Origin of the sequence: Runella defluvii (assembly GCF_014195535.1) — a bacterium.
Lineage (GTDB): Bacteria > Bacteroidota > Bacteroidia > Cytophagales > Spirosomataceae > Runella > Runella defluvii.
Genome location: NZ_JACIBY010000005.1, coordinates 147,801 through 174,764 on the forward strand (window position 1 = coordinate 147,801; position 26,964 = coordinate 174,764).

The following is a 26,964-nucleotide window of genomic DNA, read 5'->3' on the forward strand; positions in this document are numbered from 1 at the left end:
CTTGCAACTCAAAGAGCATTTACTCCATATTATCGAAAGTCTTCCACGGGTAGTGCCCGAAACATGGCTGGCTTTTGCCTTTCTGCTGTTGGTTACGGCCGAGTTAGTGTTGAAACTAACGCGTTGGTCGCAGCAGACGTCCACTGTTTTGTGGTTTTCAGCGTTTGGACTGAGTTTGGCTGGGCTGCTGTTGGTTATTCTCCAATGGAACGCCCCCGAAGGCTATTTATTTCACCACCTGCTTTATCTTGACACCAAGGCCGTTTTTTTTAAGGGGCTTGTGCTCATCACTACCCTTTTTGTTCTTCTGCATATACGCGTCACTCACGCCCAATTACCGCCTGAGTTTTACGCCATTCTACTCGCCATTGTGCTGGGGCTTTGTTTTATGACCATGGCCGTCAATGGCCTTAGCCTTTACTTGTCAATTGAACTCGTTTCGATTGGTTCGTATTTGTTGGCGAGCCTTGGCAAAGGAAAATTGGCCGCCGAAGGAGGAATTAAATACTTGCTTTTTGGCGCACTGAGCTCGGGCATTATGCTGTACGGCCTTTCGTTTCTATACGGAATGACGGGCTCACTCGACCTCACCAGCGAAGTTTTTGCCAATCATCTTGCCCAAAACCACCTCGTTATTATACTCATTGTTGGTTTTCTGACGCTTGGTGGCGTTCTTTTCAAACTTTCCTTGGTTCCCTTTCACGTGTGGGCACCCGACGTATATGAAGGAGCACCCACGCCCATTGTCGCCTTTTTATCAACCGCCCCCAAAGCCGCTGCGTTGCTCTTGTTGATGCGTTTGTTGAGTGCGCTCCCCGCCGATTTTCAGCAGCTGATGGCACTCTTGGCACTCAGCAGCATTTTGCTAGGAAATTTGTCGGCACTTTGGCAAAACGACCTCAAGCGTCTTTTGGCTTATTCGGGCATTGCGCAAGCGGGTTTTGCACTCGTAGGCGTGGTGGCTTTCAGCCAAGCGGGTTTTGAAAGCGCTACGTTTTATATTGTTATTTATGTTTTGACCAACCTCGCGGCGTTCTTATTGGTTGACTTGGTGAGTTCTGGCCGCCCGACCTTACTTTCATTGTCAGGCAAAGGGGCACAGCTACCCGTACTTGCCGTTTGTTTTGTCATAGTCATGGTGGCTTTGGTAGGCTTACCTCCAACAGCGGGCTTTACCTCCAAACTCTTGGTCTTCTCTGCCCTTTGGGAAGCCAATACCACCGCCCCTTCTTCGCTGCTTACCACGCTGTTGGTGATAGGGCTACTCAACGCCGTCATTTCCTTGGTCTATTACTTCAAAATACCCTTTTATCTATTTTTCAAGGAGGCTCGAGAAGCTAACCACGAAACCCCAAAGCCTGCTGGAACGGCCTTGGTCGTAGCGCTGACGGTGCTTATCGTTACCCTTTTTCTAAAAACAGACTGGTTGATGCTCTGGATAAAGCAGCTTTAGTGGGTGATTTTATGACTTTTAGCAGGTATTTACCTTGGTTTTAGTAGGTATGACGAATAATTTTGGCCTTCCGAGAACAACGGATGTTACAGACCTTTATATTTGTCCGATTTTTTAAAAACCCACTGATAAACTACGTTTTAGGACATCTCCATGTATTTGGTCTTCATTCATCGATATCACTCTTGCAGATAGTGTTCTCAATTATTCATTCACAATATCTTTTTCATGGAAAGTAATAACGGGCATCACCACCACCTAGATAAAGCTTCAGCCGCTGGGTTATTGATTGCTTTTGGGATTATCTACGGCGACATTGGTACTTCTCCACTGTACGTGATGGACAGCATTTTTAAAGAAGACCCTATCATATCGCCTCAAACGGTTTTGGGAGCCCTTTCTTGCGTTTTTTGGACACTAACGCTCCAAACTACTGTCAAATACGTGGTACTGATTCTCCGAGCCGACAACCGTGGCGAAGGAGGGATTTTTGCCTTGTATGCCTTAGTACGTCGCCATGCTAAATGGCTCACCGTTCCCGCCATTATTGGGGGAGCTGCCCTCTTGGCCGATGGTATTATTACCCCACCTATTTCAGTTTCCTCCGCCATCGAAGGGTTACGTATTATTTATCCTAATATTCAGACTATTCCCATCGTCATAGGAATCATCACTGCCTTGTTTTTGGTACAGGTTTTTGGATCCAATAAAGTAGGCGGCGCTTTTGGCCCCATTATGTTTATTTGGTTTTCGATGCTCGGGACGTTCGGAATTATCTGGATTGCCAAAGATTGGACCATTTTGCGGGCTATTAACCCTTACTACGCGTATCAGCTTTTGTTCGAAAAACCCGAAGGTTTTTGGTTGCTCGGAGCTGTTTTCTTGTGTACCACGGGAGCCGAAGCCCTCTACTCTGACTTGGGACACTGCGGCCGCGCCAACATCCGTGTCAGTTGGGTCTTTGTAAAGTTGTGCTTAATCCTCCAATACTTTGGACAAGGTTCTTGGTTGCTTGCACACGCGGGCGAGTCGCTAGACGGACGCCGTCCCATCTACGAACTCATGCCTGACTGGTTTCTTCTTCCAGGGATTGCAATCGCTACTTCGGCGGCCATCATCGCCAGCCAAGCCTTGATTTCGGGTTCGTTTACGCTCGTGAGCGAAGCCATTCGTCTCAATTTTTGGCCTAAAGTTCGTTTGCGCTACCCAAGCCTTCAAAAAGGGCAGTTGTACGTCCCAAGCGTCAACCTGTTATTGTGGTTGGGCTGCGTTGGCGTAGTGTTGTATTTCAAAGAATCATCAGCTATGGAAGCGGCCTATGGTCTTGCCATTACCCTGACCATGTTGATGACGACGATTTTGATGTCCTATTACCTCTACGCCAAAAAATTCCAAATGTGGGGTGTCGTTGCTTTTATGGCCATCTACATTGCGATTGAAGGCTCATTTTTAATAGCTAACCTTGTCAAGTTCATGCACGGAGGTTGGGTATCGCTCGTCATTGGGGCTATGATAGCCGGGTTGATGTTTGTTTGGTACCGTGCTTTCTACATTAAACTTCGCTTGACCGAATACGTCAAACTCAACGATTACGTGGATTCACTCAAAGAGCTTAGTCGCGACATTTCGATTCCTAAATACGCTACCCACCTCATTTTTATGAGCAATGCTTCGCGGATGTCGGAAATCGAATCAAAAGTGATTTACTCCATCTTCCAAAAACGCCCGAAACGCGCCGATATTTACTGGTTTGTTCACGTCGATACCACCGATGACCCATATACAATGGAATACAAAGTAAACGTCATCGAACCCGACGACGTCATTCGGGTAAACTTCCGTTTGGGCTTCCGTATCGAACAACGGGTCAACCTTTACTTCAAAAAAGTGATTGAAGAAATGGTAAAAAACAAGGAAGTGGATATCACAAGCCGCTACGAATCGCTCAATCGACACAATGTTATCGGCGATTTTCGGTTTGTAGTATTAGAGAAGTTCTTGTCGTTCGAAAACGAACTTCCGCTGTTTGAACAGGCCATTATGAAGGCGTATTTCTTTATCAAAGGCTTTACAACCAGCGAGGATAAATGGTTTGGACTTGACAGTAGCGCGGTAAAAATCGAAAAAGTACCGCTCATTATTCGTCCAGCCGAAAACATCAAATTAAAACGTATTTATAGTTAAAAATGAAAATATTAATCACAGGTGGAGCTGGTTTTGTAGGCTCATCGTTGGCCATTGCGCTAAAAACCAATTACCCATCGTACGAAATCTTTTGCTTAGATAATTTAAAAAGAAAAGGTTCAGAACTCAACGTTTCTCGATTGACCCAAGCGGGCATTACGTATGTTCACGGAGACATTCGTAGCAAAGAAGACTTTGACTCGCTGCCCGCCGTCGATGCGGTCATCGAAGCATCGGCCGAGCCTTCGGTATTGGCTGGACTTGACGGAACACCCGACTACCTCATCAATACCAATTTGTTCGGGACGGTCAACTGCCTCAACTACGCCCTCAAGCACAAAGCTGATTTTATATTTCTTTCAACGAGCCGCGTCTATCCCATCAAGACGATTGAAACGTTGAATTTTGTGGAAGAAGAAACGCGCTTTTCTCTCACCGACGACCAACCCGTCAAAGGCGTATCGTCCAAGGGAATTGCCGAAGATTTTCCGCTCGACGGCGCTCGTTCGTTGTACGGCACCACCAAACTCGCTTCAGAGCTTTTGATTCAAGAATACAACGAGTTTTATGGCCTTCGTACAATCATCAACCGTTGCGGGGTCATCACGGGGCCTTGGCAAATGGGAAAAGTCGATCAAGGTGTGATGGTGCTTTGGATTGCCAAACACTATTGGGAACAGCAACTTGGGTATTTTGGCTACGGTGGTACGGGAAAACAAACCCGCGATATGCTCCACGTGGCCGATTTGTACCGTTTGATTGACTGGCAATTGCACAACATCGACCAAGTAAATGGCGAAATTTTGAACGCAGGTGGAGGTGTAGAAAGCAGCACGTCGTTGCAAGAATTGACCAAAATTTGTCAAGAAGTAACGGGCAAAACCATTCCAATCAAACAAGTACCCGAAACCCGCACGGCGGATATTCGGATGTACATTACAGACAACAGCAAAGTGACTCGTCTGACGGGTTGGAAACCAGAAATTGGAGTTCGCCAAATTGTCGAAGAAATCACCGAATGGCTCGATCAAAACAACAAAGCCTTAGAACCAATTTTAAAATAACCTTTACTCATGCACATTCAGGTACGCCATACGACCAATCCCGTCGATTTTAAAAATTACACGACTCAACGTATTCGGGAAGAGTTTTTGATGGAAAAAATGTTCGTCCCCGACCAATTCCATTTTGTGTATTCTCACTACGACCGCATGATTGTGGGGGGAATTAAGCCCGTCGGGCAGTTGCACAAACTGCCAACCTACGACGAACTCCGCTCTGATTATTTCTTGGAACGTCGCGAATTGGGCATTCTTAACATCGGTGGCGATGGCTTTGTGATGGTCGAAGATGAGTTGTTTACGCTTCAAAAGCGGGACTGCTTGTACGTAGGCAAAGGCAATAAAACCGTCACTTTCAAAAGCCTAGACCCTGAATTTCCCGCTAAGTTTATTCTCGTTTCGACGCCCGCTCACCGCGCCGTACCCACGGCCATGATGAAAGCCGCCGATGCAAGTCCAGCCGATATGGGCTCGCCCGAAACAGCCAATACGCGTACCATTTATAAATACATCCATGCCGATGGCCTCGAAAGTTGTCAGCTGGTGATGGGCATGACGTCCATGAAATACAGCAGCGTGTGGAACACCATGCCGCCGCACGTCCACGACCGCCGTACCGAAATCTACGTTTACTTTGACTTAGATGACGCCCACCGCGTTTTCCATTTTATGGGCGAACCTACCGAGACGCGGCACTTATTGGTTGCCAATGAACAAGCCATCATTTCACCTCCGTGGTCGATTCACGCGGGTGCTGGTACAACGAGTTATTCTTTCTTGTGGGCAATGGCTGGAGAGAACTATGTCTATACCGATATGGATACGTTGGCACTGAGCGAGTTGAAATAAAATTTCAAAAAAAGTAGCCGTAGTCCTTGATTTTCTCAAAATAAATACACAGTTTAGACTCACAATCGTAACAGGTGGGCCGAAGTCCTGAAAATAGCGGTCTGTTTGTGACAGACCGCTATTTTTTACCCTTTTCAAATCCACGAATGCGGTTGCAAATGATTGTTAAACTTAAAGCGTAAAATTATGAGACTGCAAATGCACGCTATCCACTTCGACGCAGATCCAAAACTGCTCGAATTCATTCAGAAAAAACTTGAAAAACTCGAAACGTTCTATGACCGAATAACAGGAGGAGAAGTGTATCTCCGATTAGATAAAAGCGAAAGCAGTAAAGTCAAAGATAAAATCCTAGAAGTAAAAATTAAAGTACCTAGCGGTGAGCTATTTGTCAAAGAAAAAGGCAAGTCATTTGAAGAAGCTACCGACCTTGCGTTGGAAGCCCTCAAAAGCCAAATCAAGAAGTTCAAATCGAAACGCCAAGAGGTAGAAAATAAAACCATCAAAGATGCCCAAAGCGGCACCGAGGTAGAAGAAGAAGTAGAAATCGACGAAGTATAAGTCAGATTTTCACAAAAAAGAGCGAGGATGCGGTCCTCGCTCTTTTTTTGTGTCATTCAAAAATTCGCCAATGGATTACTCGCTATTCGGTCTTCAATTCTGTACATTTGATTTTTACTCATCAACCTTTTTGAACACTACATGAAAAGTAAACTTCTCCTAACCTCACTTCTTTGCTTTCAGGTGTTTGGGCTATTGGCTCAAGTCCAAAAAGCGCCCAACCGCGCCGAAGGCGATGGCCCTCACAAACGCCTTATTATTCGGGGTGTGACCATCATCAATAGCACAGGTTCGCCTCCAATCGGCCCCATGGATATTTTGGTTGAGAACAACCGAATTGCCCAAATTCGCCAAGCAGGCTACCCTGGTATGCCCGCCCAAGACGGCATCAAAGCATCCTCCACCGACAAAGAACTGAACTGCCGTGGCATGTACCTCATGCCTGGGTTTGTGGATATGCACGGACACATCGGTGGCGTGCAGCAAGGTGCCAACGCCGAGTATGTTTTTAAACTTTGGATGGCCCACGGTGTCACTACCGTCCGCGACCCGTCGTGCGGGAATGGGCTCGACTGGGTACTTGACCAAAAAGAAAAAAGCAACAAAAACTTGATTACCGCCCCGCGTATCAAGGCTTACACGGTGTTTGGACAAGGAGCGAAAGATTTCATCACCACTCCCGAGCAAGCCCGCGAATGGGTACGTCAAAACGCCCAGAAGGGTGCCGATGGTATCAAGTTTTTTGGAGCCGAACCCGATGTATTCAAGGCGGCATTGGAAGAAAACAAAAAGCTCGGCCTTGGCTCGGCCTGCCACCACGCCCAAACCGAAGTAGCACGCATGAACGTACTGGCGACCGCCAAAGCGGGGCTGACCAGCATGGAGCACTGGTACGGGCTACCCGAAGCCCTTTTTGACGACAAAACCGTCCAAAATTATCCTTCTGACTATAATTACAACAACGAGCAAAACCGTTTTGAAGAAGCAGGAAAATTGTGGAAGCAAGCCGCCAAACCAGGTTCAGAACGTTGGAACTACGTAATGGAAGAATTGTTGAAACTAGATTTCACCCTCGACCCTACCTTCAACATCTACGAAGCCAACCGCGAACTGATGCTCGCCCGCCGCGCCGAGTGGCACGACGAATATACCCTGCCGTCGCTTTGGCGGTTTTATGGCCCAAGCCGAATTTCGCACGGGTCGTATTGGCACAATTGGGGCACGGAACAAGAAGTAGCGTGGAAAGAAAACTATCGGTTGTGGATGGCGTTTATCAACGAATACAAAAACCGAGGTGGCCGCGTCACGACGGGTTCTGATTCGGGCTTTATTTACCAACTGTACGGTTTTGCATACATCCGCGAGTTGGAGTTGCTGCGCGAAGCAGGTTTCCACCCGATGGAAGTCGTTCGGGCCGCCACCATCAAAGGGGCGGAAGCATTGGGAATGGCCAAAGAAATTGGCTCGGTTGAAGTTGGGAAATTGGCCGACTTTGTCATTACCGAAGAAAATCCGCTGGCCAATTTGAAAGTCCTTTACGGCACAGGCGCGATTCGTCTGAACGACAAAAACGAGGTGGTTCGTGCGGGTGGCGTAAAATATACCGTCAAAGATGGTATTGTTTATGACGCCAAAAAGCTTTTGGCCGACGTTCGTAAAATTGTGGCTGACGCTAAAAAAGAGGAGAATTTTGAAATCACCCAGCCTGGTATTCCCCAAAAGGCGGGCAAAGTATCAGGTAGCAATAAATAGGGAAGAATGTTTAACTTTGCAGCTATTAAAGTCACCAATCACCCTCATGCTAACAGAACGCGTCAAAGAGATATATCAAGAAATTGAGCAGTTTGAAGTTGCTACCAAAGAGCAGTTAGAACAATACCGCCAGCGATTTGTAGGTCGGAAAGGGGCGGTCGAAGCCTTGTTTGAAGGACTCAAAGACATCCCAAAAGAAGCCCGTCGTGCAGTAGGGCAAGAACTGAATGCCCTCAAAAACTTTGCTACTGACCGTTTTACGGCCATTCAAGCAGAATTCGAGTCTAACGACGGTGGCAATGCGGGTCCAGCCATTGATTTGACCCTGCCCGTTGCTTCAAACCAACTAGGCAGCATTCACCCGCTGACGTTGGCACGCGCCAAAATCATCGAGATTTTTGAGCGCATGGGCTTTAGCGTAGCCGACGGCCCCGAAATCGAGTCAGACTGGTATAACTTCACCGCGTTGAATTTTCCCGAAAATCACCCTGCGCGCGAAATGCAGGATACGTTTTTTGTGGCCAAAAACGCCGAAGACCCTACCCAAGATATGCTGTTGCGTACGCACACGTCCAACGTACAAATTCGGATGATGGAGCGCCAAAAGCCGCCTATTCGCGCCATCATGCCTGGGCGGGTATATCGCAACGAAGCCATTTCGGCCCGTGCTCACTGCTTCTTTCACCAAGTAGAAGGGCTTTACATTGACAAAAACGTAAGTTTCAAAGACTTAAAAGATACCCTCTATCATTTCTCCAAAGAGATGTTCGACAAAGACGTGAAGATTCGTCTGCGTCCTTCGTTTTTTCCTTTTACCGAACCTAGCGCCGAAATCGACATTTGGTTAGGAACCGATACCGAAGAAACGTATCGCCTTTCAAAAGGGACAGGTTGGGTAGAAATTGCGGGAAGTGGCATGGTTGACCCGAACGTGTTGGCCAACTGCGGCATCGACCCCGAAGAGTACACAGGTTTTGCGTTTGGAATGGGCGTTGAGCGCATTGCCCAGCTCCGTTACGGCGTTCGCGACCTTCGTCTTTATTCTGAAAACGACGTTCGTTTCTTGCGTCAGTTTGAAGGAGTTTAAGTGCTAAAGCGCAAGTTAATTGTTATCCGTTCAAAGCCAATCAATTACACTTTTACAAGTACACGAAAACTTTCACTTTATTATACAAAATATGGGTCGGGTTGCTTACAACCCGACCCACACTTTGTGCTGAGGGTTGCTCACAACCCGACCGATACCAACGCCCTGACTTTCTTAGTCCACACGCAGCACAATCTTCCCAATATGCTCGCTGCTTTCCATCAGGCGATGCGCCTCAGCGGCTTCTTCTAACGGAAACGTTTTATACAAAATAGGTTCAAACGTACCCGCTTCTATCAACGGCCATACGTGTTTTTCTACCTCGGCGGCCAACTGCGCCTTAAACGCATCGTCGCGCGGGGCAAGCATACTTCCCGTAATCGTGATTCGCTTGCTCATTACTTCCAAAATATTGAACTGAGATTGCGCCCCGCCTAAACTCGCGATAAAACCCAAACGGCCATCGGTGCGCAGCAGACGGATATTTTTTGCGGTATAATCTCCTCCAACGTAGTCCAAAATCACGTCCATTCCGTAGGGTTTTAGTTCCTCCAGAAAATCCTGCGTTTTATAATTGACACAACGAACGGCGCCAAGCTCCTCGCAGAAACGGCATTTTTGGTCGCTGCCTGCCGTCGCAAACGCTTGCACGCCAAACGCCTTTGCCAACTGAATCGCCGTGACGCCAATGCCACTCGTGCCTCCGTGTACCAAAAAATTTTCGCCAGTTTTTAAGTGCATTCGTTGAAACACATTGCTCCAAACCGTCATTGTCGTTTCGGGCAAACAAGCAGCTTTTTCAAACGACATGCCCGTTGGAACAGGCAAACAATGGTCTGCTTCGGCCAAGGCGTACTCGGCATATCCGCCATTTTTAATGAGCGCGCACACCTTATCGCCCACTTTCCAACGCGACACATTTTCGCCAATTTCGGCGATGATTCCCGCAACTTCAAGCCCCAGCGGCTCGGTAGGCGGCTGCGACGAAATCCCGTAACGACCTTGACGCATCAAAATATCGGCACGATTTATGCCCGCCGCATAAACGCGGATAAGCACCTTTGTACCAGTAGAAATAGGGACAGAACGGTCTTCTAAAGACAAAACCTCAGGTCCTCCAGTTTGGGTAACTATCATTGCTTTCATGGTCGTAAAAATAAAAGATAAGAAAATATAAAAATAGTCCATGAAGGTACATGACACTATCCCAAGAAACGTCACCTAAATTTGTACTATCAATCTCAGAACAGGTACTATACTATTCATAATCGCACAAAACACCATGTCAGCGACTACCACGCAATTCAAACATGTGAGCTATCTTTGGGACGAAGCCAAAGCCGCCGAACTCGCGGGCGACGAAGTAGCTCTTTTTATTTATCGTTCCAACATTCTGGGCGCCGATCTTCGTTTGACTAACTACGGAGGCGGTAACACGTCCGTTAAAATTACGGATAAAGACCCACTTACGGGCAAAGATGTCGAAGTAATGTGGATAAAAGGCTCAGGCGGAGACATTGGTACGCTCAAAAAATCAGGATGCGCGGCATTGTATATGGAGCGCTTACGAAACCTCGAAAACGTTTATCGTGGTGTGGAGTTTGAAGATGAAATGGTAGAATTGTTCAACCACTGTATCTTTGATCTCGCCTCAAAAGCACCATCTATTGATACTCCTCTCCACGGATTTTTACCCTTTGCGCACATCGACCACCTTCACCCAGATGCAGCCATTGCCATTGCCGCGGCCAAAGACGGGAAGAAAATCACCGAAGAATTGTTTGGTGGTGAAGTAGGTTGGGTAGGTTGGCAACGCCCAGGGTTTGAGCTTGGCCTTCAGCTCCGCGCTTGTTTGGAAGAGGCTGCTTCTCGCGGTGTCAAATTGCGTGGTATCATGCTTGGCTCACACGGTTTGTTTACGTGGGGAGACACTGCCTACGAAAGCTACCTCAATACCCTTGAAGTAATCGAAAAATGTGCCGAATACTTAGAAGCAAATTACGGTAAGACTCGTCCCGTATTTGGAGGACCCAAAATCGAGAGCCTTCCTGTAGAAGCACGTACAAAACAAGCGTCAAAATTAGCGCCTATTTTGCGTGGTTTCTGCTCGTCGTACCGCACGATGGTGGGGCATTTTACCGACGATGCGCGCGTATTGGAGTTTGTAAACTCAAACGATTTGGACAAATTGGCCCCCCTCGGAACTTCTTGCCCCGACCACTTCCTCCGCACAAAAATCTCTCCGTTGGTGCTTGAACTTGCTCCCGACGAAGACCTATCGGACGTAGCGGCTATCAAAGCTAAGTTAACACCTGCGTTTGAAGCCTACCGTGTGATGTACTCCGACTATTACGAAGCTTGCAAACACCCTAATAGCCCTGCCATGCGCGACCCTAACCCCGTCGTGATTTTGTACCCAGGCGTGGGGATGTTTACCTTCTCAAAAGATAAAACAACGGCTCGTTTGGCCTCTGAGTACTACATCAATGCCGTCAATGTAATGAAAGGTGCCGAAGCCGTTTCAGAATATACGGCCTTGCCTCGCCAAGAAGCTTTTAATATTGAATATTGGTTGTTGGAAGAAGCTAAACTTCAACGGATGCCAAAGCCCAAAGCTTTATCAGGACGCGTAGCGTTGGTGACTGGTAGCGCAGGCGGGATTGGTAAAGCTATCGCCAAAAAATTTGCCGAAGAAGGTGCCGTTGTGGTTCTCAATGACATCAACGAAGAGCGCCTTGAAGGAGCAAAAGACGAATTTGTCAAGAAATTTGGCAGAGATTCTGTATCGACTACGCTCCTTAACGTAACCGACGCCGCCAGCATCGTGGATGCGATGGATGCCGCAGCGCTTGCGTTTGGCGGGGTTGACATCATCGTCAACAACGCAGGTATCAGTATTTCAAAACCCATCCAAGACCATACCCTTCAAGATTGGGATCGCTTGTACGACATCCTCGTCAAAGGCCAGTTCCTTGTGACACAAGCGGGGGTAGAAGTGATGCGCAAGCAAGGTTTTGGGGGCGATATCATCAATATTGTGAGTAAAAATGCCCTTGTTTCTGGGCCAAACAACGCAGGATACGGCTCGGCCAAAGCAGCACAATTGCACTTGAGCCGCCTGAATGCAGCCGAATTGGGCGGAGATAAAATCCGTGTCAATACGGTTAACCCCGACGCTGTTATCGCTGACTCGAACATTTGGGCAGGTGGCTGGGCAGCAGGACGCGCCAAAGCGTACGGCATCACCATCGAAGAACTTCCTGCGTACTACGCCAAACGTACGCTTCTCAACGAAGCTATCCTTCCCGACGATATCGCCAATGCATGTTTCGCCTTCGTAGGAGGTTTACTCAGCAAGTCAACGGGTAACGTTTTGAACGTAGATGGCGGAGTAGCCATGGCGTTTGTTCGCTAAAAAAGATTGTTTTTTCATCATAGGTTAGTTTAATACTCGAATCTAACGCCTGAATTCAGGCGTTAGATTTTATCTACGAAACTCCTTTCTTAGGAATAGGTAGTTGTACTTTTTTTTAAAATGTTAGCCATTTTATCTATTTGCTCTTTAATCTCAGGATTTTTCAAATTGATATATGGCATCGTTTTTTCAGAGTACGTTGGTGCTGCTTTTTTGGTTTTCATGATTTTTGAGTTATTAAATATCCGACATAGTTGCCCTTACTGTTAAAACGTTCAAGTATCCCGTTTTCAGTAATTCCGACTAAGTCATAATAGAGATAAGAAAAGGAGCCTCAGCGAGGCTAAATCTTAGTAGAAAAAGACAAACAAACACCTCCCAAAGCCCCGTTGGGGCTACCCCGACTCTCGGTGAAAGATGCCACCCCGATGGGGCTTTGGGGAAAGTCTAGGTCATTCTTTCTACTAAGATGTAGCTCCTCTGGAGCAATAAATACAGGTTGAACGCATTAAAAAAAGTAGCCTCAGCGAGGCTAAATCTTAGTAGAAAAAAGAGGTAAAGGACATCCAAAAGCCCCATCGGGGTGACATCTTTCACCGAACGTCGGCCGCCCCGATAGGGATTGGGGGGATTTCATCCATTTTTCTACTAAGATGTAGCTCCTCTGGAGCAATCAATAGCCATTCTACATTTTAATGCGTTAAACCTGCAATAAATAGTAAACCTATATTTTAATTGTTTTTTTTTTAATTGAGGATTGAAGCTGGTAAATAGGTTTGTCCATTAACAAAGATAACTAAAGTTCAATTATGCAACTCGAAAAGTATAAAATACAACAGCATAACGATGACCTACTTACGGGACATCAACGCCGTTTGAGCTTTGCTGTTTCAGAAATTGAAAACGCTGAAGCCATCATCCAAAAATTGGTTGATTTTCAAATCGCCATTCCTTCGTGGGCACTTGGAACGGGCGGAACGCGCTTTGGCCGTTTTGCGGGTGGTGGCGAACCTCGCAGCCTCGAAGAAAAAATCGAAGACGTAGGTTTATTACACGCCTTGAATCAAGCATCGGGCGCGATTTCCCTTCACATCCCTTGGGATATTCCAAAAGATGCCAAAGCGATTAAAGCGCTGGCAGCGCAACACGGCTTGAAATTTGACGCCGTTAACTCCAATACCTTCCAAGACCAAGCCGACCAAGCGTTAAGCTATAAATTTGGTTCGTTGCAAAACGTTGACAAAGGCGTTCGTAAACAAGCCATCGAACATAACATTGAAGTGATTAAGCACGGTATCGAGCTTGGTTCGGAATCGTTGACCGTTTGGCTTTCGGATGGTTCGTGTTTTCCTGGACAACTCAATTTCCGCAGAGCTTATCAAAATACCCTCGAAAGCCTCCACGAGATTTATGCGGCCATGCCTGATAACTGGAAGATGTTCTTGGAATACAAAGCCTACGAACCTAACTTCTATTCGACGACCGTGGGCGACTGGGGGCAATCGTATTCGTACGTACAAAAACTCGGAGACCGCGCCTATACGCTCGTTGACTTAGGACACCACTTACCCAATGCCAACATTGAGCAAATCGTAGCTCTATTATTGATGGAAGAAAAACTTGGTGGTTTCCACTTCAATGACTCTAAATACGGCGACGACGACCTCACGGCAGGTGCCATGAAACCGTATCAATTGTTTCTTATTTTCAACGAATTAGTGGACGGTATGGATGCCCGTGGGTTAAACCACGCCACTGATTTGGGCTGGATGATTGATGCTTCGCACAACGTCAAAGACCCGCTTGAAGATTTGCTTCAGTCGGTCGAAGGCATTATGATGGCGTATGCTCAGGCGCTTTCGGTCGATAGAAAGGCGCTCGAAGAAGCCCAAGCCATCAGCGATGTAGTTCGTTGCCAAGAAATTCTCCAAAATGCGTTCCGTACTGACGTTCGTGCCATCGTGGCCGAAGCTCGTCTTCGTGCGGGCGGGGCATTGAACCCATTGGGGCTTTTCCGTCACTTAAAAGTGCGCGAAAACCTCATCGCCGAACGTGGTCTTAAAACTGTAGCGACTGGCTTGTAAAATGAAAACTCCTGTTTGTGCCGTATTGGACATTGGTAAAACCAACAAAAAAGTATTTCTCTTTGACGAAAACTACCGCATCGTTTTGGAAAAATCGGGGCAATTTCCCGAAACAACCGACGAAGACGGCGACCCCTGCGAAAACGTTGACCTCTTGACCGATTGGGTGATTCAATCGCTCCAAGAAGTGTTATCGCTCGAAGAATACGACGTCAAAGCCATTAATTTCTCCACCTACGGGGCAAGTTTTGTTCACGTGGGCGAAGATGGCAAACCCGTTGCCCCTTTGTACAACTACTTAAAACCGTACCCCGAGGCACTCAAAAAACAATTTTATGATACCTACGGCGGCGAACAGGAGTTTTCTCGCAAAACGGCCTCTCCTATTTTAGGAAGCCTCAATTCGGGTATGATTATTTATCGCCTGAAGCATGAAAACCCTGCGTTGTTTGAAACAATAATGTACTCACTGCACTTACCCCAATACGTCAGTTCGTTGATTTCGGGGCAATTTGCTTCCGATATTACGAGCATTGGTTGCCATACCAACCTCTGGGACTTTGATACGAACGCTTACCACGCGTGGGTGTCACAAGAGCAAATTGGGGATAAACTTGCGCCCATTCAATCCGCAGACGTAGTTTCGACTCACGTGCTTAATGAGCAAGAGCGCATTGTGGGCGTCGGTTTGCACGATAGCTCTTCAGCTTTGATTCCGTATTTGGTTAGTTTCTTGGAGCCCTTTGTATTGATTTCAACGGGGACGTGGTGCATTAGCCTCAATCCTTACAATCATACGCCGCTGACTGCCGAGGAGCTTCAATACGACTGTTTGTGCTACATGCAATACAACGGCAAGCCTGTGAAGGCATCGCGCTTGTTTGCGGGCTACGAGCACGAACAGCAAACCAAGCGATTGGCGGCTCATTTCGACAAAGACCTTGATTTCTACAAAAAAGTGGCGTTTGATGCGGCCATCATTCACCAACTTAAAACGGAGAAAAAAACCGAAGGCATCGACTTTGAAAGCCTTTCAAAACCTCCGATGACGGAAGGGTTGTTTGGAAAAAGAGATTTGTCAGCCTTTGAGTCATACGAGCAGGCGTATCACCAATTGATTTTGGACATTGTCGGCCAACAAATTATTTCGACGGAGTTGGTGTTAAGAGGCTCAACCGTTAAGCGGATTTTTGTGGACGGTGGTTTTTCCAAAAACCCCATTTATATGAATCTTTTGGCGGGGGCATTTCCTGACCTGGAGGTATTTGCGGCATCGGTAGCACAAGCTACTTCGTTGGGGGCAGCGTTGAGCATTCATCGCCACTGGAACCCCAAAACGCTCCCTCCCGATTTGATTGATTTACGTTTTTATAATGGGCATCTTTTCCTCGACGGATTAGCATCGTAACCTTTCTCTATAAACTCCTAGCCGCCAATTGGGATCAAACCCGCTGGCGGCTTTTTTATTAAACGGATATTTCTACCCCTACCCCCATCTCAACTGCCCGCTTCTTCGTACATTTGCAGTATGGAATTACTACAAAATGACTTGTTTCTGCGTGCTGCACGCGGAGAAAAAACCGAACGTGTACCTGTTTGGATGATGCGTCAAGCGGGTCGAATTTTAGCCGAGTACCGTGCTGTGCGCGAGAAAGCAGGAAGTTTTATCCAATTGGCCACCACGCCCGAGCTAGCCGCCGAAGTGACCATCCAGCCCGTTGATTTGTTGGGCGTAGATGCTGCCATCATTTTTTCTGACATTCTCGTAGTGCCCGAGGCCATGGGATTGCCGTATGAAATGGAAGAAAAACGCGGCCCCGTATTTCCGAACGTTGTCAAAACGACGGCCGATATCGACGCCTTGCGCATTGCCGACCCTGAAACAGACTTAGGCTATGTGTTGGAAGCCATCAAAATCGTGAAGCGTGACCTCAACGGCCGCGTACCACTCATTGGCTTTGCAGGTGCTCCTTTCACTATTTTTTGCTACATGGTAGAAGGCCGTGGGTCAAAGACGTTTTCAGTCGCCAAAAAAGCCCTTTATGCTGACCCTGAGTTTTCACATAAGTTGCTTCAAAAAATCACTGACAGCACCATTGCGTATTTAAAAGCGCAAATTGCCGTAGGCGCTAATTTGGTGCAGATTTTTGATTCATGGGCGGGAATTCTTTCTCCAGAACAATACCGCGAGTATTCGTTGCCTTACATCAAACAAATCTGCAATGCCGTTACCGAAGCTCCCGTGACAGTCTTTGCCAAAGGCGCATTTTTTGCCCGCCAAGAAATTGGACAATTGAGCTGTTCGGTAGTTGGGTTGGATTGGAACATGGACGCTGCTGAGTCGCGCGTGCTGATTCCCAATAAAACCCTCCAAGGCAACCTCGACCCTTGCGTATTATACGCTCCTTACGACCAAATTCGCAAAGAGGTGCGCAAGATGATAGATACCTTTGGAACACAACACTACATCGCCAACTTAGGACATGGCGTTTATCCTGACACCGACCCCGATAAAGTGCGTTGCTTTATTGAAACCGTAAAGGAATATTCTAGTTTGTAAGCACTTTGCCCGCAAAACTCAAGGGGTTGGGAACAACCCCTTGCACTAACCTATAAAAATTAACTCTTTTTAACGATTTTGTCACATACTTATCATAGTTTGGAATCGTTTTTGTATTAGAGCAGTTATTATCCCCAAACCCGCTAAAGCTATGAAAGAGTGTGTGGTAGTGATTCCGACGTACAACGAGATTGAGAACATTGAAGCGATTATTCGCCGTGTGATGGGTCTTTCGCAGCCTTTTGACATCCTGATTGTAGATGATGGCTCGCCCGATGGCACGGCGCTCAAAGTAAAAGAGCTTCAGAACGAATTTACTGGTCGCTTGCATATTTTAGAACGAAAAGGTAAACAAGGGCTAGGCACGGCCTACATCCACGGTTTCAAATGGGCGATTCGGGAAGGATACCGCTATTTGTTTGAAATGGATGCTGATTTCTCGCACAACCCTGCCGATTTGGAACGCCTTTACCAAGCCTGTTCCGAAGGAGGTAGCGACATGGCGATTGGTTCGCGTTACATCAAGGGTGTCAACGTGGTCAACTGGCCAATGGGGCGGGTTCTGATGTCCTACTTTGCGGGTGTGTATGTGCGTTTTGTGACGGGGATGCAAATCATGGATCCTACGGCGGGTTTTATTTGCTACAAACGCGAAGTGCTTCAAGGTATTGGCCTTGACGACATCAAGTTTGTGGGTTACGCCTTCCAGATTGAAATGAAGTTTAATACGTGGAAATATGGATACCAAATTACGGAAGTACCGATTATTTTCACGGACCGTACCAAGGGAGTCTCCAAAATGTCCACCAAGATTTTTAAAGAAGCCGTATTAGGCGTACTTTATCTTAAAATTCGCAGCTTCTTTAAAACCTATATTCGACACAACGAGCCGAAAGAAGTGCCCATCATGGGCGTTACTGAAATGGCTTAATCAAATTTTATTTTCTAAAAAACCGCTTTAGGAGCTCCTAAAGCGGTTTTTTTATGTTGTAAAAAATATTTTTCGTAAAATGTATTGACATTATATGTATATACATATATATTTGCATCATCAATTTTGATATAACTCAATTAAGACAATAAAGCAATGGCAACTTCAACATGGGTAATCGACCCAACACACTCAGAAGTACAGTTTAAAGTAAAGCACCTTGTGATTTCAACCGTAACAGGTAGCTTCAAATCATTTGAAGGTTCAGTTCAAACTGAAGGCGACAGCTTCGACGGTGCGAGCATCCAATTTACAGCCGACGTAAACAGCATTGACACCAACATGGAACAGCGCGACGGTCACTTAAAAAGCGCCGATTTCTTTGATGCCGAAAACTTCCCTACCCTTTCGTTTGCTTCTACGTCATTTGTTCAAAAAGGTGATGATGAATTTACACTTACGGGAGATTTAACCCTTAGAGGTGTAACAAAATCTATCAGCCTTGCCGTTAACTACGGTGGTCAAATGGTTGATTTTTACGGAAATACCAAAGCTGGTTTTGAACTTACAGGAAAAATCAACCGTAAAGATTTTGGTTTGAACTGGGGAGCAGTAACCGAAGCAGGTGGTGTGGTAGTAAGCGACGAAGTGAAACTTCACTTCAATATCCAAGTGGCAAAACAAGCGTAATTAACTTTTGCTTTGCTACTTACAACAAAAGCGGCGATTTTCTGATGAAAATCGCCGCTTTTGTTTGTACTACTAGAAAGGCTACTAAGCCGCTAAAGGCGAAGCAATGCTTAAATCTAGGCTACGCGACTCGGCCAACAACGCTTTGAGGTCGTTGCGACGGCGGTAGTTTAAGCGGATGGCACGCCACCAAATGTAGCGTTGGTGCTTTTCCGAATTTTGTGCCAATTCGAGGTCTGCTTTTTCCTCATTATAAGGAAAATGAAATACCCCTGTTCGTTTGAACGAAAGTGGGATTAGCTCTTCAAAGCCTGTGACCAGCGCTTCATTGAGCGAAGTCACAACTTCCGCAAGCTGCAATTCGTTGGCGGCATTTGGTTTCACCTTAATTTTCGGTGGCGCGACCAAGCCCAAAGCCAAGCCAAACTGCTTCATAAACTTAACGAGCGAAACCTCTTCTAGAATCACGGGTGCATATACCTCTGGGCGCGTAAAGAGCTCTTTTGCCGCCAAAACGCGGTAGAGATACTTACGGTTCTCGGCACTGATACGAAGTTTGTAGTACCCCGTTTTACCGTGCCGACTCAGGTATTTTCTTACTTTGGTAGGCCCTGCGTTATAAGCAGCAGCTACCATCGACCACGACCCAAGTTCGTGGTACAGGTTGACAAAATACTGACAAGCGGCGTGTGTAGATTTCACTAAATCTTCCCGCTCATCGACGTTTCCGTTGATGACTAAACCCATCGCACGGGCTGTTTGTGGCATAAATTGCCAATACCCATAAGCACCTCGGTGCGAAACCGCCTTTGCATCAAGTGCGCTTTCAACGACACACAGGTATTTAAAATCTGAAGGGACTTGGTACTGCTTGAGAATGGGATCAATTACCCGAAAGAATTTCTGCGCGCGAGGTTTTATCTCGTGAAGGGGCATACTAGCTGTATGCATCAACGCAGATTGAAAATAAGTAAGTACCTGCTTTTCGTAAACTGGCAATGGTTCGTCACAAAAACGGATACAAGTAGATTCGTTAAAGCCCTCGGCTTGCGCTCCTACTGTGTACAACAGAAGTGTTGAAAGAATAAGACATTGTTTCCTTTTCAAAACAAATTTTGGTTAGTTAAACATTGCGACGTATAGTCTTAAAAAAGTCACAGGACGCCGCTTTTCCATAGCTGATTTTGCTTTGTTAACGTAAAGTTAGTAAAAAATTGTACAATTACCCAAATATTTATCGGTAGATTATCAGGTAGTTGCAAAAAATCACTCTACGTTTTATCACAAAGGAATCAAAAACCGTGCCTAATTCTTAGCCGTTTTTACGAGCAAAAATCAACAAAAAAAGGTCGCCTTTTTACAGCAACCTTTCTTCTAGCCTTTGGGGCTTTTATTGGTTATTTGGCCAAAGCATCGGCTATTTTTCGGTCATTTGCCAAACGAGGGACTTTGTTTTGCCCACCTAATTTCCCCTGCGAACGCATGTAGTCAATGAACGCATTTTTGGGAAGAGAGGTAATCTTGAGCGGGCGTAAAATACTTCCCGAAATCAAATCATCGTAATAGACGTTTAATTTTGCCAAACGTTCGTCAATATCTTTGGCAAACTGCTCCATGTTCTTAGGGAGTGTTGCAAATTCAATGAGCCACTCGTGATAAGGCAACCCTTCTGAAGGAGTCACCATCGGAGCCACGGTAAATTCTACGACTTCGGTTTCGGGATGGCGCTGCATCGCGTATTGAAGTGCCTTCTCCACCTCTTCGCCAATGACGTGCTCGCCAAAGGCCGAAATAAAGTGTTTGATGCGCCCAGTCACCAGCAAACGGTACGGGTCTTTAGACACAAATTTCACAGTATCGCCAATCGAATACCCCCACAACCCCGCATTGTTGTTGATAATTAGGGCGTAGTTTTTACCCACTTCCACTTGTTCGAGGGTCAAGCGAGTGGGGTTTTCGTTGAAAAACTCGTCGGCAGGAATAAACTCGTAGAAAATACCTGTATCGGCCAACAACAACAAGCCTTCAGAATCTTGGGAATCTTGGTAGGCAATAAAACCCTCCGAAGCAGGGTACATTTCAATCGAATCAATTTTTTTGCCAATCGAGTCAAATAATTTGGCACGATACGGTTCAAAATTTACCCCACCATAAACAAACAATTGAAAGTCAGGGAAAACATCCTTGATGGGTTTGCCCGTACGCGCAATGATACGGTCAAAATACATCTGCACCCAAGGTGGAATGCCCGAGATAAGCGACATCGGTTGATGAATCGTTTCGTCGATGATGCGCTCTAGTTTTTCTTCCCACTCCTCAATACAATTGGTTTCGTAGGTAGGCATTTGATTGGTGCGTAGGTACGCGGGCACGTGGTGGTTAGAGATACCCGACAAACGACCCGTGGGCACGCTTCCTTTGGTATCTAAAACGGGACTACCCGACAAGAAGATAAGTTTTTGGTCTAAAAACTCTGCTTTGCCTGTTTCGTGAATGTAATTCAAAAGGGCATTGCGAGCCGAATCAATGTGATTGGAGATAGAGTCTTTACTAATAGGGATGTATTTAGTACCAGAAGTAGTACCCGATGTTTTGGCAAAATAAATAGGCTTGGCAGGCCACAAGACGTCGTCTTGGCCGTCGATAACTTGTTGGATATACCCTTTTAAATCTTCATAATCCCGAACAGGGACGGCTTGTTTAAAATCTTCGTACGAATATATATCCTTAAAAAAGTGGTCTCGTCCGAACACCGTATGTTTGGCTTGACCAATCAGGCGCTGACGCCATTTGTCTTGAGCGGCGGGTGCATTGTACATCCACCCTTGTTGCTGGTTAGCAATATACCGAGCCAGTGGCTTACTAAGCGAAGAGCGAAAGCCCATTTTTTCGTAGTTATAATGGTTATACGGAAAGGCAATACACCTACCGACGCACCAAAAATAGACGATTTATGGCGTTTGCTCAAAAAAAGCGTTGTTTATCTAATTTCTACGACTTTAAATTCGGTTCTGCGGTTGCGTCTGTATTCGGCTTCTGTACAAATCACTCCATCAACGCACCCGTTTACTGGCATACTTTCGCCCATCCCTGTTGCTTTTAGTCGCTTACGAGCCACGCCTTTTGCTACCATATAGTTAACAATTTCTTGTGCTCTATTTTGGGATACTGTTTTGTTGCGATTGGCTTCACCACGGCTATCGGTATGCGAAAGAATCTCCGCTTGCAACGACGGATAACGCTTCATCGTAGCCACTAGCTTGTCTAGTTCACGGGCGGCGTCGGGGCTAATGGTGCGCTTGCCTTGGTCGTGGTAGATGTTGTCTAATTGCACAATATCCCCCTTTTTTAGCAACCCCACATCGTTTGACAATACTTTTGGTGCGGTTTTCTTCGGTACTCTAGCGATTTTGAGGGTGTTTGTCCCGTAAGTGTCTTTGGAGTAAATCAAGGTATAATCGCAGCCTTCTAGGATTTCAAAATCATACTTACCATCAGGCCCCGTAATCGTTTCGTATATTTTTTTATCACACTCGTTTCGTAACCTTACCAATACTCCTTCAATCGGTTGACGGTCGGTTTCCGTCCGTACGATTCCCCTAACGCGCGAATGTTTGAGGTTTTGAAGCGAATCAGTCAGGGATGTTTTTTTTTTTTGAGGATTTTCGTTTTGGCTCACCATGGTTTGAAGCACCACAGGATGCGCCAAACTAAGTTCTAACCGTGTGGGTTTGTCGTCGGTCAGGTGGTGGGTAGAAAAACCGACGGTATTATCAACAAAACCCTCTTTTGACACCGTAAAAATGAAATCGTTATCAGACGCCAAACAAAGATGCGCCCAGCCATCGGCATCAGTTTGAAGTGTTTTCTCGGTTGACTCTCCTCCTATTTTAGAACGAATGGCAATCGTTGCACTGTCGAGGCGTTGCATAGTTTCGGCATCAAACACGCGCAATAACAGCTCCCGACATTCGTACAACGAACTTTCACGCGTGAAGCGGTAAATATCATCGTCGCCCTCGCGGCGGTTGCTACTAAAATACCCCGTGGTACGCGCCCCGTCGGTTACAATCCCAAAATCATCGGCTTTAGAGTTGATAGGAGCGTCTAGGTGAATGACCTCAATCACCTTGGTTCCGTCTTTGCTTAACACGGCATAGTATAAGTCAAGACCACCCAATCCGCCTTTTCTTCCCGAGGTAGAAAAATAGAGGTTCCCTACTTCATCCACAAACGGAAATACTTCATCTTGGCGGGTATTAAGCTCTTTGCCCATATTGATTGGCTTCGACCACTGTTCATTTTCCCAACGCGACACGTAAATATCTTTCCCTCCCATTCCTTTTGGCATATCTGAAACGAAATACAACAAATTGCCGTCTTTGCTCAACGCGGGGTGGGCGGTAGAGTATTCGTCGCTGTTAAACCCAAGCTCCTGCACGTTCGTCCAGTCGCCATTGCCCCACTGCGCCGTGTATAACTTTAATTTGATGTTGTTGTCTTCACTCATCCCTTTTTGACCTTCATTGAAGTTGTTGCGGGTAAAAATGATGCGTGAACCATCGGCACTAAAAGTTGCGGGGCCTTCGTGAAAGCGGGTATTCAATTCTTTGCTAAACGAAACTGGCTTGCCAGGTTTGGCCACCTCGCCCGTGGACGTAGCGGCTTCGCTGTTAAGTCCGTAGGAATTATAGCTGCCTAACGTACGTGAATCGTTGGAAGTAGGACGCGTGTAGGCATCACTACCCAAACGGCTGCTTTTGGAGGCTGAGGCTGTGGGCCGATTGGCTTCTTTGCCACTTGTTTCTGTTCCATCCGAATGAAGCGTAGTCGTTGCCTTGATTTCGTCGCGATTCGGAATATAAAACAAATCGAGGTATCCTTTTTGCGTTGACTCCGAAGACACCGACGTCTTGCCCGACAAATACACCAAGCCGTTTTTATAGTACATAGGACTAAATTCGGCGTCGGAGGTATTGATGCCCAAGTAATCTAAGCGGTACGTAATTCGTTTTTTGGTATAGGTTTGAGCGCTTTGCATCTGTCGGCCTTCTTGCTGTTTTTCAGCTTGGTAGCGCTCAAAATACCGTTGCGACTCCTGCATTTGTCCGAGGTTGGCCAACACTTTTGCGTAGTGTAAATAGTGCGTAGTAAGCCCTCCCGAAAGCCCTTTTTCGGCCAATGCTTGCTGGTAAAAACTAGCCGCTCTTTCGCTATCGCCCAATTGGAGATACGCATACCCCATGTTGAGAAAAGTCATCTGACGTTGGTTAGCGGGAAGCAACCCATCGTCGATAACGTCTTGATACAATGCAATTGCCTTGGCGTAAGCTTGTGTATCAAACTGACGATTGGCTTGTTGGAGCAACGTCTCACGAACGGGCGTTTGTGCCATTGCTGAAACTGAAACCAATGCAGCTAAACAAAGATGCTTGAGTTTATTCATGGGTGATTGCATTTTTACCCAGTAGGGTTCTCCTAATAATTTTTTAACGAATGATGCTTAACGACTTATTGTCAAAAATCTTGAAAACTCGCGTCCATCACTCAGCTTAATAACATAGAAATAAGTTCCTGTCGTGAGTGCCCCTTGCAGGCCTCCGTTCCAGTCGTTTTTATAGTCATCGGCCTGGTACACAATCCCTCCCCAGCGGTTGTAAATCTCCACCGAAGCCTTGAGTGCGGTTGGCTTTTTAATCACAAAAAAATCGTTGATGCCGTCTGAGTTGGGCGAAAAACCTTCGGGAATAAACACGTCTTTATCGTCACCACGGAGGGTGTTCAAAGCGATAGGCGTTGGCTCTGCATCGTCGGTAGGGTCTTCGTTTTGGTTAATGTCGGGCCAGTTGCCATTGGCAGATTTATCGGCGCAGAGATGGCCGTTCATGTCCAATGCTGTTACAAAAGCCGTATTGTAGAAAACCGAGTCTTGGGCGTTGGTAAAATCTATGGTTATTTTGAAATTGACCGCCCGTGCCTGCCCTGCCGTTAGGTTACACTCTTCAGGAATCAGCAGTTCATAGTTGCCATTTCTACCCGTAAAGGTAGTATCAAGCCCCCATTTTACTTCGGTGTTTGTGACAGGATCCATCACCACCACCGACGGTTTCCCGACAATCACAGCACCGTTGTTAAACACTTTGTCGAGGCTATCGACCATCCGTACTTCCACGAGGTCGTTGGCACCCATGTTTACTACCTGAATGCTGTATTCGATTTCGAACAAATTGGTACTGAGTCGTTTCCAACTTTTCACCACTTTGTTGACCCCAATCATTTCTTTCGGTCTGTCGGTATTTGCATCTATTTTGAGCTCAACCAACGACGAACCTGCCTGACAAGGGCCTGCGCCATCGGGGTCGTCGCTGCTAAACCGAATCGTCACTTTTCCCGCCTGACGGTCTTCGGGCGAAGGGGCATAAATCACTGACAGTCCGTTGGTGGTATTAAACGTTCCTGTGCCATTGCTACTCCACGTCCCTGAGCTAGCCGAGCCTCCGATTTTACCTTCAAGATAGTGGTTGCCAATGGTTGTACGCTCCGTTATGGTGATGAGCGCTGTCGCAGGGTTGTTGATACACACCGCCAATGGCTTGTCGCAAGGAGTAATATTGACCGCCACCGCCGCTGGCGCACTGTAGCAACCATTGGCATTTCGGGCGAATAAGTAGTAAGTACGATTTTCAGAAATAGCACCCACATCTGCTACCAACGCTGACGTAGGTGAGTTACCCATTCGAGCTTCGTAATAAATCCCTTCAGCAGCTTTTTGTTGAAGCGCGCTCGACAAATCTACCGTCACAAATGGGCAATTATTTTTGAGTTGGGCGGCCACAACAGGCATAGCAGGGGCTTGGCTTTGTACCGAAATAACCACTGGCTGAGACACGCTACTCTGGCATTCGCCACGCACACAAATAGCCGTATATTGGGTTTGTTGCGTTGGCTTTACGGTAAGGGTTCGGCCTTGGTCATTCGTATTCCAAAGCACTGCACCGTTGCAGCTTTCGGCGGTTAGTACTACTTCTTCTCCTTGGCAGATGACGGTTTTTGATGCTTTTAAAACGGGCGTTACGGGCGGTGCTACTTCGAGTCGTAGGGTACTTTCTACCGCTTTACAAACTGACGATGCACAAAACACCGAATAATTGGTGGATGTTTCGGGTTTGACCGTTATGCTTTTCCCTACTTCTCCCGTTGACCATTTTATTTGCCCGCTGCAATTTCCTCGGGCTGCCAGTGTACTGCTTTCTCCTTTGCATACTGCCGCTTTCGTGGCAGAAATCAGCAATGGTTCGCCTCCTACGACGGATACGATGACATCGTCGGCAAAGCAACTTACGCAGCCTTCGGTGCGGCAGGTAGCCGTATATTTTGTGGTGTTGATGGGTTGCACTTGAATGCTCGCCCCCAACATGCCATTCGACCAAATGAAGTTTCCTGTGCAACCTGTGGCCGTCAGGGTAACAGTATCTCCCAAGCAGACGCTCGTTTTATTGGCTTTTACAACAGGCGTTGCTGGAATCGTAACGGTAATTGGGAGGGCATTTGATGAAGCACTTTTGCAGCTATCTTTTTGACAATAGGCGGTGTAGGTGGTTGTTTGTGATGGATATACCGTCAGTGGGCTACCTGTTTTGCCATTCGACCAAACTACGGTTCCGCTGCACCCTGCTGCTTTCAAAATAATCGGCTGTCCAGCGCACGTTACTTGCTTTTCACTACTTATCGTGGGGGCCGACAATCCATCGCAATCTTGCACACCGCTTGCCCAACTGAGCTGAGCTAGGAGTGTTGTCAAGAAAAACAAGCCGATTGGTAATGATACTTTCATAAATAACTGTAAACCCTAAAAATTTTCAGTTAATAAAAATATCATAAATCGTGCCAAAGGCATCTGGACAAAAAAATAGGGAACGCTTTAAGGCGTTCCCCATCCCGTTTTGCCAACGTAAAGATTATATTTTCCTTACCTTCGCTGCATTCACGCCTTTTTTGCCTTCCACAGCCTCAAACTCAACGCGGTCTTTCTCACGAATGACAAGGCCACCTAAAGCAGTCACGTGTACAAAAATTTCTTGTTGTTTGTCGCCCGGTTCGTCAAGTATAATGAAACCATACCCTTTTGCTTCATTAAAAAACTTTACTGTTCCTGTTTGCATTGTACTACTAAAATTAAGAAAAATGAGAAAATAATTTAAGGGATTGATTGCCAATCACCTCATTTATAAGAACATTACAAAGGCCCGACAAGCGCTAATCAGTGAGATAAAAAGTAACAAGCTCACTATCAGAAAAATGCCTTGACTACCTTTGCATTGCATTCACAATGAAGTT

20 protein-coding genes are annotated in these 26,964 nt (G+C 46.4%); 13 read left to right on the forward strand and 7 right to left on the reverse strand.

Going from position 1 to position 26,964, the window contains the following annotated elements:
* Position 1: 1 nt before the first annotated feature.
* The 7 genes from FHS57_RS13320 (at position 2) to pheS (ending at position 8,947) form a co-directional block, all read left to right on the forward strand.
* Positions 2-1,453 (forward strand): NADH-quinone oxidoreductase subunit N, encoded by a 1,452-nt coding sequence (locus tag FHS57_RS13320; protein ID WP_183974388.1) that lies wholly within the window; start codon positions 2-4, stop codon positions 1,451-1,453.
* A 228-nt stretch (positions 1,454-1,681) separates the two neighbouring features.
* Positions 1,682-3,637 carry a KUP/HAK/KT family potassium transporter gene (locus FHS57_RS13325; RefSeq protein ID WP_183974390.1) on the forward strand — a complete coding sequence of 652 codons (1,956 nt, stop codon included), beginning with the start codon at positions 1,682-1,684 and terminating at the stop codon, positions 3,635-3,637.
* A 2-nt stretch (positions 3,638-3,639) separates the two neighbouring features.
* The gene (locus FHS57_RS13330; protein ID WP_183974392.1) at positions 3,640-4,701 is read left to right on the forward strand and encodes an NAD-dependent epimerase/dehydratase family protein; all 1,062 of its coding nucleotides are present in this window, start codon (positions 3,640-3,642) and stop codon (positions 4,699-4,701) included.
* Between the two features lie 9 nt (positions 4,702-4,710).
* Entirely contained in the window at positions 4,711-5,547 is an 837-nt protein-coding gene (kduI, locus tag FHS57_RS13335; protein ID WP_183974395.1) for a 5-dehydro-4-deoxy-D-glucuronate isomerase, read from the forward strand.
* Positions 5,548-5,733: 186 nt separating this feature from the next.
* The gene (gene hpf, locus FHS57_RS13340; RefSeq protein ID WP_183974397.1) at positions 5,734-6,108 is read left to right on the forward strand and encodes a ribosome hibernation-promoting factor, HPF/YfiA family; all 375 of its coding nucleotides are present in this window, start codon (positions 5,734-5,736) and stop codon (positions 6,106-6,108) included.
* Positions 6,109-6,249: 141 nt separating this feature from the next.
* Entirely contained in the window at positions 6,250-7,860 is a 1,611-nt protein-coding gene (locus tag FHS57_RS13345; protein ID WP_183974405.1) for an amidohydrolase family protein, read from the forward strand.
* Between the two features lie 46 nt (positions 7,861-7,906).
* Positions 7,907-8,947 (forward strand): phenylalanine--tRNA ligase subunit alpha, encoded by a 1,041-nt coding sequence (gene pheS / locus FHS57_RS13350; protein WP_028524824.1) that lies wholly within the window; start codon positions 7,907-7,909, stop codon positions 8,945-8,947.
* Between the two features lie 174 nt (positions 8,948-9,121).
* Here pheS and FHS57_RS13355 read toward each other — a convergent pair whose 3' ends face one another.
* Entirely contained in the window at positions 9,122-10,093 is a 972-nt protein-coding gene (locus FHS57_RS13355) for an NAD(P)H-quinone oxidoreductase (RefSeq protein ID WP_183974407.1), read from the reverse strand.
* A gap of 136 nt (positions 10,094-10,229) precedes the next feature.
* Here FHS57_RS13355 and FHS57_RS13360 point away from each other — a divergent pair, with 136 nt between their 5' ends.
* On the forward strand, positions 10,230-12,362 hold the full coding sequence (locus FHS57_RS13360; protein WP_183974409.1) for a bifunctional aldolase/short-chain dehydrogenase: 2,133 nt from the start codon (positions 10,230-10,232) through the stop codon (positions 12,360-12,362).
* A gap of 89 nt (positions 12,363-12,451) precedes the next feature.
* Here the strand turns inward: FHS57_RS13360 and FHS57_RS31980 are convergent, their stop codons facing one another.
* Positions 12,452-12,586 carry a hypothetical protein gene (locus tag FHS57_RS31980; RefSeq protein WP_262889941.1) on the reverse strand — a complete coding sequence of 45 codons (135 nt, stop codon included), beginning with the start codon at positions 12,584-12,586 and terminating at the stop codon, positions 12,452-12,454.
* A gap of 585 nt (positions 12,587-13,171) precedes the next feature.
* On the opposite strand from FHS57_RS31980, the gene FHS57_RS13365 reads away from it, so the two are divergent.
* The 5 genes from FHS57_RS13365 to FHS57_RS13385 all read left to right on the forward strand — a co-directional run bounded on the left by FHS57_RS13365 (position 13,172) and on the right by FHS57_RS13385 (position 18,627).
* Positions 13,172-14,446 (forward strand): sugar isomerase, encoded by a 1,275-nt coding sequence (locus FHS57_RS13365; protein ID WP_183974411.1) that lies wholly within the window; start codon positions 13,172-13,174, stop codon positions 14,444-14,446.
* Between the two features lies 1 nt (position 14,447).
* Positions 14,448-15,854, forward strand: coding sequence for an FGGY-family carbohydrate kinase (locus tag FHS57_RS13370; protein ID WP_183974413.1), 1,407 nt, complete (start codon positions 14,448-14,450; stop codon positions 15,852-15,854).
* 120 nt (positions 15,855-15,974) lie between these two features.
* Entirely contained in the window at positions 15,975-17,006 is a 1,032-nt protein-coding gene (gene hemE, locus FHS57_RS13375; protein ID WP_183974415.1) for a uroporphyrinogen decarboxylase, read from the forward strand.
* 151 nt (positions 17,007-17,157) lie between these two features.
* Positions 17,158-17,937, forward strand: coding sequence for a polyprenol monophosphomannose synthase (locus tag FHS57_RS13380; RefSeq protein WP_183974417.1), 780 nt, complete (start codon positions 17,158-17,160; stop codon positions 17,935-17,937).
* A 156-nt stretch (positions 17,938-18,093) separates the two neighbouring features.
* Positions 18,094-18,627, forward strand: coding sequence for a YceI family protein (locus FHS57_RS13385; RefSeq protein ID WP_122933394.1), 534 nt, complete (start codon positions 18,094-18,096; stop codon positions 18,625-18,627).
* Between the two features lie 84 nt (positions 18,628-18,711).
* On the opposite strand, the gene FHS57_RS13390 is transcribed toward FHS57_RS13385, so the two are convergent.
* The 5 genes from FHS57_RS13390 to FHS57_RS13410 all read right to left on the reverse strand — a co-directional run bounded on the left by FHS57_RS13390 (position 18,712) and on the right by FHS57_RS13410 (position 26,789).
* Positions 18,712-19,734 carry a lytic transglycosylase domain-containing protein gene (locus FHS57_RS13390; protein WP_183974418.1) on the reverse strand — a complete coding sequence of 341 codons (1,023 nt, stop codon included), beginning with the start codon at positions 19,732-19,734 and terminating at the stop codon, positions 18,712-18,714.
* A 290-nt stretch (positions 19,735-20,024) separates the two neighbouring features.
* Positions 20,025-21,512 (reverse strand): GH3 auxin-responsive promoter family protein, encoded by a 1,488-nt coding sequence (locus FHS57_RS13395; RefSeq protein WP_183974419.1) that lies wholly within the window; start codon positions 21,510-21,512, stop codon positions 20,025-20,027.
* 95 nt (positions 21,513-21,607) lie between these two features.
* On the reverse strand, positions 21,608-24,073 hold the full coding sequence (locus FHS57_RS13400; RefSeq protein WP_183974420.1) for an OmpA family protein: 2,466 nt from the start codon (positions 24,071-24,073) through the stop codon (positions 21,608-21,610).
* 57 nt (positions 24,074-24,130) lie between these two features.
* Positions 24,131-26,461, reverse strand: a complete 2,331-nt coding sequence (locus FHS57_RS13405; protein WP_183974421.1) for a T9SS type B sorting domain-containing protein — start codon at positions 26,459-26,461, stop codon at positions 24,131-24,133.
* A 124-nt stretch (positions 26,462-26,585) separates the two neighbouring features.
* Positions 26,586-26,789, reverse strand: coding sequence for a cold-shock protein (locus tag FHS57_RS13410; protein ID WP_122933399.1), 204 nt, complete (start codon positions 26,787-26,789; stop codon positions 26,586-26,588).
* Positions 26,790-26,964: the final 175 nt, after the last annotated feature.